This window comes from Burkholderia stagnalis (assembly GCF_902830275.1).
In the GTDB taxonomy this organism is placed as follows: domain Bacteria; phylum Pseudomonadota; class Gammaproteobacteria; order Burkholderiales; family Burkholderiaceae; genus Burkholderia; species Burkholderia stagnalis.
The window spans coordinates 211,672-226,102 of sequence record NZ_CADESW010000003.1; the positions used below are offsets into that span (position 1 = coordinate 211,672).

15 protein-coding genes are annotated in these 14,431 nt (G+C 71.6%); 11 read left to right on the forward strand and 4 right to left on the reverse strand.

What is annotated here, in order from left to right; genetic code table 11:
• From HWY45_RS07975 to HWY45_RS07990, 4 genes are all read right to left on the reverse strand, one after another.
• The gene (locus HWY45_RS07975) at window positions 1–1,023 is read right to left on the reverse strand and encodes a methyltransferase (RefSeq protein WP_059879291.1); all 1,023 of its coding nucleotides are present in this window, start codon (window positions 1,021–1,023) and stop codon (window positions 1–3) included.
• Window positions 1,024–1,119: 96 nt separating this feature from the next.
• The gene (locus HWY45_RS07980; protein WP_059879288.1) at window positions 1,120–2,220 is read right to left on the reverse strand and encodes a 3-dehydroquinate synthase II family protein; all 1,101 of its coding nucleotides are present in this window, start codon (window positions 2,218–2,220) and stop codon (window positions 1,120–1,122) included.
• Between the two features lie 33 nt (window positions 2,221–2,253).
• Entirely contained in the window at window positions 2,254–3,333 is a 1,080-nt protein-coding gene (locus HWY45_RS07985; protein WP_059879284.1) for a 3-dehydroquinate synthase II domain-containing protein, read from the reverse strand.
• A gap of 75 nt (window positions 3,334–3,408) precedes the next feature.
• Window positions 3,409–4,209, reverse strand: coding sequence for a class I fructose-bisphosphate aldolase family protein (locus HWY45_RS07990; protein ID WP_081059848.1), 801 nt, complete (start codon window positions 4,207–4,209; stop codon window positions 3,409–3,411).
• Window positions 4,210–4,485: 276 nt separating this feature from the next.
• On the opposite strand from HWY45_RS07990, the gene HWY45_RS07995 reads away from it, so the two are divergent.
• The 11 genes from HWY45_RS07995 to HWY45_RS08045 all read left to right on the forward strand — a co-directional run bounded on the left by HWY45_RS07995 (window position 4,486) and on the right by HWY45_RS08045 (window position 14,429).
• Window positions 4,486–5,532 (forward strand): LLM class flavin-dependent oxidoreductase, encoded by a 1,047-nt coding sequence (locus HWY45_RS07995; protein WP_230942513.1) that lies wholly within the window; start codon window positions 4,486–4,488, stop codon window positions 5,530–5,532.
• A gap of 40 nt (window positions 5,533–5,572) precedes the next feature.
• A complete protein-coding gene (locus HWY45_RS08000) occupies window positions 5,573–6,799 on the forward strand; it encodes an FAD-dependent monooxygenase (RefSeq protein WP_059879273.1) in 1,227 nt (408 codons plus the stop codon).
• A 65-nt stretch (window positions 6,800–6,864) separates the two neighbouring features.
• Window positions 6,865–7,410, forward strand: a complete 546-nt coding sequence (locus tag HWY45_RS08005; RefSeq protein ID WP_059879572.1) for a flavin reductase family protein — start codon at window positions 6,865–6,867, stop codon at window positions 7,408–7,410.
• A gap of 132 nt (window positions 7,411–7,542) precedes the next feature.
• Entirely contained in the window at window positions 7,543–8,466 is a 924-nt protein-coding gene (locus HWY45_RS08010) for a LysR family transcriptional regulator (RefSeq protein WP_059879271.1), read from the forward strand.
• 147 nt (window positions 8,467–8,613) lie between these two features.
• Complete coding sequence (locus HWY45_RS08015; RefSeq protein WP_230950986.1) at window positions 8,614–10,683, forward strand: FUSC family protein; 2,070 nt, start codon at window positions 8,614–8,616, stop codon at window positions 10,681–10,683.
• On the forward strand, window positions 10,673–10,867 hold the full coding sequence (locus tag HWY45_RS08020; RefSeq protein WP_017330999.1) for a DUF1656 domain-containing protein: 195 nt from the start codon (window positions 10,673–10,675) through the stop codon (window positions 10,865–10,867). The genes HWY45_RS08015 and HWY45_RS08020 overlap by 11 nt, the downstream gene beginning before the upstream one ends.
• Window positions 10,868–10,883: 16 nt before the next feature.
• Window positions 10,884–11,798 (forward strand): HlyD family secretion protein, encoded by a 915-nt coding sequence (locus tag HWY45_RS08025; RefSeq protein WP_059565082.1) that lies wholly within the window; start codon window positions 10,884–10,886, stop codon window positions 11,796–11,798.
• A gap of 10 nt (window positions 11,799–11,808) precedes the next feature.
• The gene (locus HWY45_RS08030) at window positions 11,809–13,296 is read left to right on the forward strand and encodes an efflux transporter outer membrane subunit (RefSeq protein ID WP_059879265.1); all 1,488 of its coding nucleotides are present in this window, start codon (window positions 11,809–11,811) and stop codon (window positions 13,294–13,296) included.
• Between the two features lie 49 nt (window positions 13,297–13,345).
• Window positions 13,346–13,774: a hypothetical protein gene (locus tag HWY45_RS08035; RefSeq protein WP_059565080.1), complete on the forward strand. Its 429-nt coding sequence runs from the start codon at window positions 13,346–13,348 to the stop codon at window positions 13,772–13,774.
• Window positions 13,771–13,944, forward strand: a complete 174-nt coding sequence (locus HWY45_RS08040) for a hypothetical protein (protein WP_155628698.1) — start codon at window positions 13,771–13,773, stop codon at window positions 13,942–13,944. Before HWY45_RS08035 ends, HWY45_RS08040 begins: the two co-directional genes overlap by 4 nt.
• Window positions 13,945–14,063: 119 nt before the next feature.
• Window positions 14,064–14,429, forward strand: coding sequence for a DOPA 4,5-dioxygenase family protein (locus HWY45_RS08045; protein WP_059565079.1), 366 nt, complete (start codon window positions 14,064–14,066; stop codon window positions 14,427–14,429).
• Window positions 14,430–14,431: the final 2 nt, after the last annotated feature.

The window sequence follows — 14,431 nt, forward strand, 5'->3', positions numbered from 1 at the left end:
CTACGCGGCGAGCGCCTCGATCACGTCGATCTGCCCGTCCGACGCATGCCGGATACCGGCCGGCCGCCAGCCGGCCGCGTCGAGCAGCGCGTGGTACTCGTCACGCGTGCGTTCGCGGCCGCTGCCCCAGCACATCATGTGGATGTCGTAGAGCTTCGCGTGGTGCGCGACGTCCGGCCCCGGCACGACGCGCTCGATCACGAACACGCGCGCGCCGTCCCGCGCGCCTTGCCGCGCGCGCTTCAGGATCGCGACGCATTCGTCGTCGTTCCAGTCGTGCAGGATCAGCTTCAGCAGATAGACGTCGGCAGCCGGCACCGCGTCGAACATGTTGCCGCCGACCTGCCGGCAGCGCGCGCTCACGCCCATGCGCGCGGCCCACGATTCGTTCTCGCCGCCGATCACTTCCGGCAGGTCGAACACGATGCCCGACAGTGCCGGGAACTGCGCGAGCAGGCTGCACAGCATGTGCCCCTGGCCGCCGCCGATGTCGCACACTTCGGCGCCCGGCGCGAACGCCGCATCGCGCAGCGCATCGACGACGCGTTCGGACTGCACCGTCGAGAAGCTCGACATCGCGCGCTTGAAGTCGGTCCGGTAGCGCACGTGATCCTTCGCGTAGTCGAACGCCATCGCGCCGAACTCGCGCACGAAGCCGTTCTGCCGGCCGTCGCGCACCATGTCCGGCAAGTGCGCCCAGATCGCGTAGTGCTCCGGGCCCTCCTGCAGCAGCACGAAATCGCGCAGCGTGCCCGGCGCGTCCGCGTGCAGCAGCGCGCCCGACGCGCTCGCGCGGAAGCCGCGCTGCGCGTCCTCGTCGAGCAGGCCGATCGACGCGAGCGCGCGCAACAGCCGGTACAGCAGCGGCGCGTCGACGTTCAGCGTCGCGGCGAGCGCGGCCGCCGGCACGTGCGCGTGCGCAGTCACCGCATCGAACACGCCGAGCCGCGTGCCCGCATACAGGATCCGGCTGCGCCAGCGGCCGAACAGCGTATCCACTATTACCTTTGCTGCCTGTTCCATGAATGCCCTCCTGATGCGTGGCGGATCGCGCGGGTGCGCCCGCTGCCCGGCGCGATGCGTGGCGCGCCGCACGATCGCCGTCGCGATGACGCAAGATTATTGTTCGTGCAGGAACTCGCGGATCGGATAGCCGACGTGGCGCTGCGCGTCGAGCGTATAGCCGAGGATGCGATCGCCGCGCTTGAGCTCCGTGATGTTGTGCACGCTGCCTTCCGGCCCGAGCACGCGCACGTGCCAGTCGTCCTGCGCGATGATGTTGATCGCGCGATTCGCGGCGTTCTTCGCCTCGATCAGCAGCAGCGGACGCGTCTCGACCTTCGCGCGCCCGACCACGACGCGCCGCGCCTTGCCCTTCACGTTGACGGCGAGAATCTCCGCGCCCGATTCGAGCTCCGCGAGATAGCGCGTGCGGTTGTCCGGCGCGACGACGTACGAGTGCAGCGCGGCCGCGTTCACGCGGAACGGGCGCGTCGGCATGTACGGCAGCGGGTGCGTCTCGCTGCTGATCAGGATCATCCCGGTCGAGTACGAGCCGACCAGGATGCCCTCGTCCTGCTCGAACCGCGAGCACGTATCGACGCACACGCGCTCGCCCGGCCCGAGGTGCGTGAGCCCGACGATCTCGATCTCCTCGAGCTGCAGATCCTCCACCGTGTCGCTGCAGATCGACACGAGCTGCGTCGCCTGCCCGACCTGCGTCGGCGTCAGCAGCACGCCTTCGGGGCCGCGCTGCAGCACGTTCAGCGTGACTTCCGCATCCTCGAGATCGGCGACGATCGTGATCAGCCCGCCGCTCGCGCGATCGGCGGCCGCGAGCAGGATCTCGAGCGGAATCTTGCTCGGGTCCTGCAGGAATTCGACGAGCAGCCAGGGCGTCGCCGTCGCCAGCTCGCACGCGCGCGTGAGCGACGCCTCGCCCGTCACTTCGATGAACACGCCGACCTCGACGCTCGCCGGCAGCGCGAAATCGACCGGCAAGCCGTCCTTCACGAGCACGATCTGCACGTGCTCGAGCAGCTCGGTGTCGACGGGCGGCCGCTCGACGACCGCCACCTTGCATGCGCTCGGCGGCAGCCGCCGCGCCTGCTCCAGATCCTTCACGACGAACGCGGACACGCCGACGTGCAATGCTTCTTCGGTGATTTCGTCCGCAAGTTCGCCGACTTTGCGAAGGTCAATCCAGGAAAGCTTCTTCAAGGCCAATCTCCTGCGAGTGGGAATACAACCGGGTTAATGACGGGGTGAAGCAACTTGACGATCGACGGCCACGACCAGCCGCGACGCGCGCGGCTGCATCCGGCAGTCGATCCAGCCGATGCCCGGCTCGACGCCGGCGAGCCGGCGGCCGGGGGCGAGCTCCGACAGCGCGACGCGCGCGCCGTCGTCGGCCGTGAGCAGCACGGGGCGATCGGCGCGCATCACGACGCTCGCGCGCGCGCCGGACGCGCTGCGCGCATGCAGCGCGACGAGCGGCGCCGCTTCGATCCGCACGCGGCCGACCACGACGGTGCGCAGCGCGCCGCCCGCGCCGACCGTCAGGATCCGCTCGCCGGAGCGCAGCAGCGCGAGCTTGCGCGTGCGTGCGCCGCCGCAGGACACGAACGACTCGGCCGAGCCCGCGCTGATCGCGAACGCGAGCGGCTGCGCGACGTCGTGCGGGCCGTCGGCGGCCTTGACGAGCAGCATGCTCGTCGCGGTCGCGCCGACCAGCACCGATTCGTCGTCGCCGAGCCGCGAGCAGCCGTCAACGATCGCGTGCGGGCCGGTGCCGAGCGGCTCGACGCTCAGTACCTCGAACTGTTCGATCGCCAACGATTCGAGCGGACGGGACGCGCCGCACGCGGCCAGCACGTCGCGCAGCGCGCTCGCGTCGCGCGGCGCGAACGCGATGTCGACCGGCGCGTGTTCGTACTTGCGCGCGAGATACGCGGCGGCATGCGGCTCGGCCAGCGACACGACGATCCGGCACGCGCGCGCGCCGGCATCGGCGAGGAAGCGTTCGAGCGGCACCGTCGTCGCGAGCGCGTAGTCGATCACGACGAACGCGTGACGCCGGATTGCGTCGCGCGCCGCGTCGAAATCGCGTGCGCCGTCGATCCGCACGCGGCGGCCCGCGAGCGGCGCGGCCGCGTCGTCGACCAGCTGCACGGCGCCGGCACGCGACACCACCGCGCGCGCGGGTGCGTCGGTCACGCTCGCGCTCGCTTCGTCCAGCACGAAACGGCGCACGCCGCTGCGCGCCGCGTCGGCCGCGACGGCGCCCGCCTGCGCGCCGAGCGCGCGCAGGTCGATCCATGGATACGCATTCATGGGAATCCTTCGTTGTCAGGGAAGCCCGGCATGCAGGCCGGATATGCGCCGGATGGCGGCCGGGTGCGGCCCGGCTCAGGCCACGAGATGCGCGGCTTGCCGCTCGACGCCGTGCACCGCGTCGGACAAGCGGCGGATCAGCGGCGCGACCTTCGGCGCGGTGAACACGTTGCGCCCGGCCGCGATGCCCATCGCGCCGGCCTTCATCACGCGCGTGGTGAACGCGACGAATTCGTCTTCCGGCAGCTTCGCGCCGCCCGCGACCAGCACCGGCAGCGACGAGCCGGCGATGATGTCGGCCATGCTCGCGGGGTCGCCGCTGTACGGCAGCTTGACGATGTCCGCGCCGAGATCGGCGGCGACGTTCGCCGCATGCTGGATCAGCTCGGCCTGCGGACGATCGCCGAGGCCCGGGCCGCGCGGATAGATCATCGCGAGCAGCGGCATCGACCAGCGCGCGCATTCGGCCGCGATGCGGCTCAGGTCGAGCAGCTGCTGCGTTTCCGTCTTCGAGCCGAGATTCACGTGCACGCTGACCGCGTCCGCGCCGCAGGCGAGCGCATCCTCGACGCTCGCGAACAGCGTCTTTGCGTTCGCATCGTCCGCATAGCGAGTGCTGCCGTTCAGGTGCACGACGAGCGCGAGATCGTTCAGCACGTCCGGCGACAGGAAGCGCGCGCGCCCCTTGTGGACGACGATCGCATCGCCGCCGTGCGCGGCGACGTCGCCGACGATGTCCCGCAATTGCTGCGGGTTCGCGATCGGGCCGTCGGCCAGCGAGTGGTCGAGCGGCACCATCAGACACTTGCCCGACGCGGCATGTACGACCCGCCGCATTCTGAGCGCCTTGCCAGAAACCGAAAGAAGAGAGTTCATCCGTGACTCCTCGCCAGATATGGAGAGGCCGGCTCGTCCGACTTCAGCCTGCCCTCGGGATGCCCGCTTGCGGGCGGAACTGAGCAACGCTTGCAGCAACGCTTGCATCGTGTAAGACTTGCATACGTCCAATCATCCTATGATTGGATCATCCTTGCAAGCAGATTGCGAGCGATCTTGTTTCCGATGAAACGGGGACGCAACAAATCGCGGCACCGCTTCCCCTTTGCAGACAACGGCAGCACATCAACCTGTGAGGTGTCTATGAAGTTCGGCGTGTCCTTCCTGCCCGATACCGGTCCGACCGATCGTTCCGCGGCCGACTACTACGCGGAGGCGCTGAGGCTCAGCGCGCTGGCCGATCGGCTCGGCTACGCCTACGTGAAGATGACCGAGCACTACCTGAAGCCGTACGGCGGCTACAGCCCGTCGCCGCTGATGTTCCTGGCCGCGGCGGCCGCGCAGACGCAGTCGATCCGGCTGATGACGGGCGGCATCCAGGCGTCGTTCCACCACCCGATCCAGCTCGCGGCCGAGGCCGCGCAGCTCGACGCGATTTCGAACGGCCGGCTCGAGCTCGGCTTCGCGCGCGCGTTCCTGCCGTACGAATTCGACGCGTTCGGCATCGACCTCGATTCGAGCAAGGCGCGCTTCCAGCAGACGATCGACGCCACCGTGCGGCTGCTGAAGGAGGAATCCGCGAGCGAGGACACGCCGTTCTTCCGCTACCGCGATGCGCATTCGCTGCCGCGCCCGACGCAGCAGCCGAGCCCGCCCGTGTGGGTCGCGGCGCTGCTCACGCCGTCGAGCTTCGAATGGATCGGCGAGCGCGGCTTCAACCTGCTGATGGCCGCGCCGCCGCGCCGCGCCGCGCTGTCGAAGACGCAGGAGATGGTCGCGCTGTATCGCGACACGTTCGAGCGGCATCACGGCCACACGGGCCGCAAGCCGCAGGTCGCGATCAGCATCCCGCTGATGATCGGCACCAGCGACGCGCACGCGCTGCAGCTCGCGGAGCCGCGGCTGCGCCATCACTGGCGCTACTTCGCCGATGCCGCGAAATCGTGGGAGCAGGTGCAGTCGTCCGCGTACCAGGGCTACAACGAGGCGATGAAGAACAAGATGAGCGGAATGGACACGGCCGACCTCGACGCGACCGCGGTGCTCGGCACGCCCGACACCGTGCGCGAGCGAATCCGCGCGCTCGAGGCGGACCTCGGCCTCGACGTGATCCTGTGGCACATCGACTACGGCGCGCAGCCGTTCGACCTGATGCGCAACAACCTCGAGGTGTTCGCCCGCGACGTGCTGCCGCGCCTGTGACGCCGCATCGATCAATCCAGGACGAGAGGCGAACCCGCTCATGACCACCACCACTTCACTCAGCGCGATCGTCGTCGGCGCGGGGCTCGGCGGGCTGGCCGCCGCGCTCGCGCTGCGCCGCGCCGGCCATCGCGTGACCGTGCTCGAACAGAGCAAGGCGTTCCGCGAAGTCGGCGCGGGCCTGCAGGTCGTGCCGAACGCGACCCGCGCGCTGCGCGCGCTCGGCGTGCTCGACCAGCGGCGGCTCGCGGCCGTCGCGCCCACCGCCACGATCCGCCGCCGCTGGCAGGACGGCAGCCTGCTCGGCACGTTCCCGCTCGGCGCGGGCGTCGAGGCGGCCTTCAACGCGCCTTACTGGAACGCGCACCGCGCCGACCTGCATGCGGTGCTGCTCGACGCCGCGCGCGATCCCGCCGGCGCGGGCCGGCCGGTCGACGTGCGCGGCGGCGTCGCGGTGCGCGGCCTCGACGCGCATGGCCCCGACGGCGCGACCGTGTTCGATGCGCACGGCGCGCGCTGGCGCGCCGATCTCGTCGTCGCGGCGGACGGCATCCATTCGATGCTGCGCCAGGCGCTGCTCGGCGACGACGCGCCGCACTACAGCGGCGACGACGCGTATCGCGCGCTGATTCCCGCCGCTGCGATCGACCCGCGCTCGAACGTGTTCGAGATCGTCGCGGAACCGCAGGTGACGATCTGGCTCGGCCCCGGCCGGCACGCGATCCATTACTGGGTGCGCGACCGCACGCTGCTGAACCTCGTCGTGATCGTGCCGGGCGACGGCAGCACGCGCGAATCGTGGAGCAGCAAGGGCGACCGCGCGACGCTCGAAGCGGAGCTCGACGGGTGGGACCCGCGGCTCGTCGGCCTGATCCGCTGCGCGTCGGACCTGAGCCGCTGGTCGCTGCACGATCGCCAGCCGCTCGCGCGCTGGGCGTGGGACAGCGTGTGCCTGCTCGGCGACGCGTGCCATCCGATGCTGCCGTACCAGTCGCAGGGCGCCGCGCAGGCGCTCGAGGACGCGGTCGTGCTCGGCCGCTGCGTGACGGGCCTCGCGTCGAAGGACGCGCTCGGCGATGCGCTGCGCGAGTACCAGCGGCTGCGCATCGATCGCAGTGCGCGCATCCAGCTCGCGTCCGCCGGCAACGGCGGCGTGTTCCACCTGCCCGACGGCCCCGAGCAGCGCGCGCGCGACGCCGAGCTGAAGTCGCGCCGCGCCGATTTCAAGTCGTACGACTGGACCTGGGCCGACGCGTACCAGATGTGACGCTTCGCCCCGGCGCCGCGCGGCAGCAGGCGCGGCGCCGGGGTCTCTCGCGATGGAACCGCATCATGCCGAATACCGTGGAACTTGCGCAGCAACTGAAACGGGCGATGCGCGGCGTCGCCGCGCCCGTGACGATCGTGACGACGGGCGGCGGCCCGGCCGGCGCGCCGTGCGCGATGACGGCCAGCTCGTTTACGTCGGTGTCGCTCGATCCGCCGACGGTGCTCGTCTGCATCAACCGGCAGGCCAGCATCCACGCATCGATCACCGGCCGCCGGCGCTTCTGCGTCAACGCGCTGCAGAGCTGCCACGCGCCGCTCGCGCTCGCGTGCAGCGTGTCCGGTTCCGACGCGCGCTTCGCGCACGGCGCGTGGCGCATCGACGCCGCGACGGGCCTGCCGTACCTGGAGAACGCGCAGACGTCGTTCTTCTGCGACACGCTCGAACAGTTCGAGGTGGGCTCGCATTCGATCCTGGTCGGCGAAGTGACGCGCGTCGCGATGTCGGACGACATCAACCCGCTGATGTACGTGAACGGTGCGTTCGCCGGCATTCGCGCGCTGGCGCCCGACGCGGCGCGTACGCCGTCGCATGCCGGCGCGCACGAATGAGCGCGCCGCCGCGCGTGTCGCATGCACCCGTGCGCCGCGCATGATGCGGCGCGCAATCGATGCGTGCGCCGCACTGACGCCAGGCGGTCGTGTCGCGCACTACCATTGCGCGGCATGCACTTGGAGAACTCGATGGCACCCGACCTGAATCTGCTGATTTCACTGGACGCGCTGCTCGAGGAAGGCAGCGTCGTCGGCGCGGCGCGGCGCATGAACCTCAGCCCGCCCGCGATGAGCCGCACGCTCGCGCGCATTCGCGAGACGGTCGGCGATCCGATCTTCGTGCAGGCCGGCCGCAAGATGGTGCCGACGCCGCGCGCGCTCGCGCTGCGCGGCGTCGTGCGCGAGGCGGTCGAGCGCGCGTCGCAGCTGCTCGCGCCGAGCGCCGAAGTCGACCTGCGCACGCTCGACAAGCAGTTCAGCGTGCGCGCGAACGACATCTTCGTCGGCATGCACAGCAGCCAGCTCCTCGAGGAAATGGCGCGCTGCATGCCGCGCGCGATGATGCGCTTCATGCCCGAGGAAGACGACCTCGACGACGACGCGCTGCGCAGCGGCAGCATCGACCTGTTCATCAGCGCGTCGCGCCGCCTGGGGCCGGAGATCCGCGTGCAGCCGCTGTTTACGACGACGTTCGTCGGGCTCGCGCGCAACCGTCACCCGATCTTCAACGACGACATCACGCCCGAGCGGTTCGCGCGCTGGCCGCACATCGGCGTGTCGCGGCGCGGCAAGACGTCCGGGCCGATCGACGCCGCGCTGGCCGAACGCGGGCTGCAGCGGCACGTGCTGCTCGTCGTGCCGACGCCGTACGCGGCGGTGTTCGCGCTGCAGGAGTCGGACCTGATCCTGCCGCTGCCCGAGCATCTCGCGCGCGGCGCCGTGCGGGCGGGGCTCGGCGTGCGTACCTTCGAGCTGCCGGTGCCGCTCGAAACCGTGCTGATCACGCAGGCGTGGCATCCGCGCTTCCAGAGCGACCCCGCGCATCAATGGCTGCGCCGGGTCGTGCGCGGGCTGTGCACGGGCCCGTCCGCGTTGCAGCCGGCGCAGGCATGACGCGCGCCCGATGCGTGCGCCGCACGCACGCATCGAATGCAAAGACATCACTGTTCTGAACGCAGGCGGCAACCGTAGACTGCCTCCGTCCTTCATCGTGGAGTGCCGGCAGTGCGTGACGCAGCAGACCAGACGGCGGCCGTTTCAATGTCGCCTGCGCGCCTGGGCCGGGCGGCGGCCGCCCTGCTCGCGCGCCTCGACATCTTCACGCCGCGCGGCGCGTATGTCGCGCGCTCGATCGCCGCCGCGGCGCTCGCGCTCGGCGTCGCCTACCTGCTGGAGCTGGAGACGCCGTACTCGGCCGCGTCCACCGTGCTGCTCGTGATCAACCCCGTGCAGGGCGCGGTGATCGGCAAGGGCGTGTGGCGCGTGGTCGGCACGCTCGCCGGGATGCTCGTCGCATTCGTGCTGATGGGCTGCTTCGCGCAGCAGCCGGTGCTGTTCATCCTCGGCTTCGGCTTCTGGCTCGGCCTGTGCGTCGCCGGCATGACGCTGCTGCGGCACTTCCGCGCGTCGGGCACGGTAGTGGCCGGCTATACGATCGGCCTCGCGACCTACGGCGCGATGCAGCGCCCCGCGCTGACCTTCGAGCACGTGGTCGGACGCGGCTCGACGGTCGTGATCGGCGTGCTGTGCCTGAGCCTCGTGTCGATGCTGTTCGCGACGCGCGATGTGCGCGCGCGGCTCGAAGCGCTGGTCGCGCGGCTCGCCGCCGCCGCCGCGCGCGCGATCGCGCGCCAGCGCGGCGGCATCGCGGCCGCGCCCGGCGACGACCAGCGGCTCGCGCTGCTGGCCGGCGTCTACGGCATCGACGATCTGCTCGCGCTCGGCAAGGCCGAATCGGAAGACCTCGCGCAGCGCGCGCGCGCGGTGCGGCACGGGATGGCGTCGCTGTTCGGCGCGCTCGCGGGCGGCACGCCGCCGCTGCCCGCCGACAGCCCCGGCGCCCGCGCGATCGCACTGCTGCAGCCGCGCCTCGAAGCCGCGTGGCAGGCCGCCGCCGACGCGCTCGAAAGCGGCCCGGGCGGCACCGTGCGCGCGCACGCGCTGCTCGGCGACGCGCGCCGGCACTTCAAGGCGGCGCTCGATGCGATCGCGCTCGACGATCCGCGCGACGAAGCGGCGCGCCTGATCGCGGGCGAGCGCCTGCTCGAACAGATCGACGACTTCCGCGCCGCGCTCGAAGGCCTTGCCGAGCTGCAGCGGCCACGGCCGCGCCACCGGCCCGCGCCGGTGCGCTTTCATCGCGACGTGCGCTCGGCCGTGGAGAACGGCGTGCGCTCGATGTGCGCGATCGTGATCACCGGCGCGTTCTGGATCGCGACCGCGTGGAACCAGGGCGACATGATGCTGCTCGTGGTCGCGCCGTACTGCGCGCTGCTCGCGACGGCCGGCAACCCGGCCGCCGGCGCGAAGGCGTTCATCCAGGGCACGGTCGCGGCGGTGCCCGCCGCGTTCGTCTGCGCGTTCGGCATCCTGCCGCGCATCGACGGCTTCCCGCTGCTCGTCGTCACGCTCGCGCTGTTCTGGCTGCCCGGCATCTACGCGACGAGCGTGCCGAAGACGGCGCTCGCGGGCCTTGCGTACCTCGTCGCGTTCAACACGCTGAACGCGGCGACCAATCCGTTCCGGCCCGACCTCGGCCTGTTCCTCAACCAGTCGGTCGCGTGGGTGCTCGCGACGTTCATCACGCTGCTCACGTTCCAGCTGATCCTGCCGCGCAACCTCGCCGCCGACACCGCACGGCTGCGCCGCACGATCCGCGACGACGCGCTCGCGCTGCTCGCAGGCCAGCGGCCGGCGGCGCCCGCGTGGCAGCAACGCCAGCAGCACCGGATCGCACAGCTCGGCGCACTGCTCGCGAGCCAGCCGGCCGCGATGATGCAGGCCACCGTCGAAGGCCTCGCCGCGCTGCACGTCGGCAAGGAGCTGCTGCGGATCCGCCGCTTCGTCGCGCACGACGGCCTGCCCGACGCGGCGCGGCAGTGCGCGCGCACCGCGCTCGCACGGCTCGCCGGCCGCGCGGCGCAGCCCGGGCGCGCGGCGTTGCATGCGCGCCGGGCCGCACGCGCGCTCGCCCGCCTCGCGGCCGCCCAGCCCGGCCGCGACGCCGAGCTGAAACGGCTGATGGCCGCGTTCGCCGACGTGTACGTGCTGCTGCATACGCACGCCGCGTATTTCACCCCCGCTCCGGAGGCCCTTCGCCGTGCTCAGTGAATTCGCCGTGGCGGGCATCTACCTGCCGCCGTTCTTCGTGTATGCGTGCGCAACCGTGCCGCTCTACATGGCCGTGCGCGCCGCGCTCGCCCGCGCGGGCCTGCTGCGCCGGGTCTGGCACCCGGCGCTGTTCGAGTTCGCGGTGTCGCTCGTGCTCGTCTCCGCGCTGATCCTTTTTCTTTAGCTCTTCGAATCGCGTCATGTCGCTCAAACCCCTGACCCGCTCCCTGCTGACGCTCGCCACCGTCGGCCTCGCGATCGCGCTGGTCGCCGCGCTGTGGCGCGCGTACGTGCTCGCCCCCTGGACCCGCGACGGCCGCGTCAGCGCGCACGTCGTGCGCATCGCGCCGGAAGTGTCGGGCACCGTGATCGACGTCGCGGTGGTCGACAACCAGCGTGTGTCGAAAGGCGACGTGCTGTACCGGATCGACCCGCAGCGCTTCGCGCTCGCGGTCGAGCAGGCCGAGGCGCAGGTCGCGTCGACCGCCGAGACGGTGCGCCAGAAGCAGGACGAGGCGCGCCGCCGCACCGGCCTCGACGAACTCGTGCCGAAGGAGGACATCCAGCGCTCGGGCCGCGCGGTGTCGATCGCGCAGGCCGACTACCGGAAGGCGCTGGCCGCGCTCGACGTCGCGAAGCTCGACCTCGCGCGCGCGACGCTGCGCGCGCCGGTCGACGGCTACGTCACGCAATTGCGCTTGCGGCACGGCGACTACGCGGTCGCGGGCCGGCCCGATATCTCGGTGCTCGATGCGCACAGCTTCTGGATCACCGGTTACTTCGAGGAGACCAAGCTGCGCCGCATCGCGTCGGGCGCGCCCGCGCAAATCAAGCTGATGGGCTTCGATCCGCTGCTGCGCGGCCACGTGACGAGCATCGGCCGCGGCATCGCCGACGAGAACGGCGCGCTCGACGAAACCGGCCTGCCGACCGTCAACCCGAACTTCACCTGGGTGCGGCTCGCGCAGCGCATTCCGGTGCGCATCGAGCTCGATCACGTGCCGGCGGGCGTGCTGCTCGCGGCCGGCATGACGTGCAGCGTCGAGATCGGCGAGCCGGGCCGCGCAACGACGCCGCGCGGCCGGCTCGCGTCGTGGCTGCATGCGTGGATGTGAGGCGGCTTCGATGCGACGTTTCTCCTTCCGCCCGCAACGTTTATCCGCCGCGCTCGGTTCCGCCGCGTGCGCGGCCGCCCTCACCGCGTGCACGATGGTCGGCCCCGACTATCGGCCGCCGCAGCCCGTGCATCCGCCCGGCTGGATCGAGCGCGGCGACGCCGCCGTACAGGCCGATCCCGCGCAATTGCAGGACTGGTGGCGCGGGTTCGGCGATCCGCTGCTCGACCGCCTGGTCGCGCAGGCGATCGACGGCAACCAGGATCTCGCGATCGCGCGCCAGCGGCTGCTGCAGGCGCGCGCCGAGCGCGACCAGGTGGCGAGCCGGCTCGGCCCGACCGTCTCGGCGGGCGGCACCGCGAACGCGCTGCGCTCGTCGCGCGCGCTCGACTGGCCGCCGGGCATCGGCCAGTCGCGCACCTACCGGCTCGGCGTCGACGCATCGTGGGAACTCGACATCTTCGGCGGCACGCGGCGCGCGATCGAATCCGCGGACGCGCAGGTCGACGCGATCGACGACGATCGTCACGCGATCCTCGTGAGCCTGCTCGCCGAGCTCGCCTCCGATTACGCGGCACTGCGCGCGACGCAGGCGCGGCTGCGGATCGCGACCGACAACGTCGCGAGCCTCGACGCGACGCGGCGGCTGACCGAGCGCTCGGAGCGGCACGGCCTCGGCACATCGTTCGAGGTCGCGCAGGCGCACGCGGAGCTCGAACTCGCGCAGGCCGCGCTGCCGCCGCTGCAGGCGAACGCCGCGCAGCTCATGCATGCGATCGGCGTGCTGACGGGCGGCTTTCCGGGCACGCTGCGCGATGCGCTGGCCGCGCCCGGCGCGACCTTGCCCGTCGCGCCGCAATTGCCGGTCACGCTGCCGTCGGACGTGATCCGCGAGCGGCCCGACATCCGCGCGGCCGAGCGGCGCTTCGCGGCCGCCACCGCGCAGATCGGCGTCGCGCGCGCCGAGCAGTTCCCGCATTTCGCGATTCCGCTGAGCGTCGGTACCACCGCGAGCCTCGTGCAGGACCTGTTCACGAGCGCGAGCGTCGCATGGTCGGTCGCGCTCGAAGGCACGCAGCTGCTGTACGACGGCGGCCGTGCGCAAGCCGGCGTCAGCGCCGCGCGGGCCGCGGCCGAAGCAGCGCGGCTCGCGTACGAGCAGCGCATCCGCGTCGCGTTTCGCGAAGTCGAGGACGCGCTGACCGACATCTACGCGGAGCGCGACCGGCAGACGGCGCTCGTCGCGGCGGTCGGCAGCAGCCAGGACGCGCAGTCGCGCGCGACGCGGCTCTACCGCAACGGCCTCAGCGAATACCTGTCGGTGCTGATCGCGCAGCGCGCGACCTACCGCGCCCGCGACGCGCTCGCGCTCAGCCAGCTCGCGCAGGTGCAGGGCGTAATCGCGCTGTACAAGGCGCTCGGCGCCGGCTGGCGCCACGATGCGCCGGTCGCGCCGGTCGCGCAGGCCGACGGCCCGCCACCGCCGCCGGCGCGGTGATGCGCATCGCGCCGGCCTTCCTTTCGTCACGCTTCACCGGAGCATTGCCATGACACTCGATCCGCAGGCATTCATCGTCCACGACATCAGCCGGTTTCCGTTCTGCGTGTTTCGCGCACAGGCCGCGACGCCCGGCTACGCGCCGCAGTGGGAGAAGGAGATCGACGCGCTGATGCGCGACGGCGCGCCGTTCGTCGTCGTGTACGTGTCGCTCGACGCCGACGAGACGCACGAGGACCGCAAGCATCGCGCGGTCTGGCTCAAGCAGAACAAGGCGGCGCTGGGCGCGGTGTGCAAGGCGTTGATCAGCGTCGAGCCCGATCCCGAGCGGCGCGCGTGGGTCGCCGCGCAGGGCGAGACGGCCGTGAAGGCGTTCGGGATTCCGCATGAAGCGGTGGCGTCGCTCGACGAAGCCGTCGCGCTCGCCGCGCGGTTGACCGGCACGGGCGACGCGGCGCCGCAGGCTCGCCCCGCATGATGCGCGCGGCCGCCCTGCGCGCGGACGCGGCGACGCCCGGCCACCGGCGGCGGCGCGAACGGACGCCCGCCGTGCGCCGCCGGCACCTGCCCGCGGCAGCCATGCGCCGGCGCATGCCCGCCGCGCGCGCGACGTTCATCATCTTCGCGCCGCAATCGTGGATGCACTGACGCGCCGGCGTCGGCGCAGCCGCGATGCATGACATGCGTCACTGCAGGCCGCGCCGCGCGGCGCGATAATGGCGCTCCGGCCGTCGCCGACGCGACGGCGCACCTCGTCATCGTCCAGCATGCAAGCACACGCCACTCCCCTCGACGTCGCCGCCATCGACAGCTGGCACGCGCACGTCTACTTCGACGCCGCGAGCCGCGATGCGGCCTGGGCATTCCGGCAGATCGTCGAGCAGCGGTTCGGCGCGATCATCGAACTCGGCCGCTTCCACGAGCGCCTGGTCGGGCCGCATCCGGCGTGGTCGTACCAGATCGCGTTCGATGCGAGCCGCTTCGACGAGATCGTGCCGTGGCTCGTGCTGAACCACGGCGCGCTCGACCTGTTCCTGCATCCGAACACCGGCGACGACCTGCGCGATCATCGCGATTCGGCGGTGTGGATCGGGAAGTCGTATGAATTGAACCTGGCGGCGCTGGCTGGCTGACG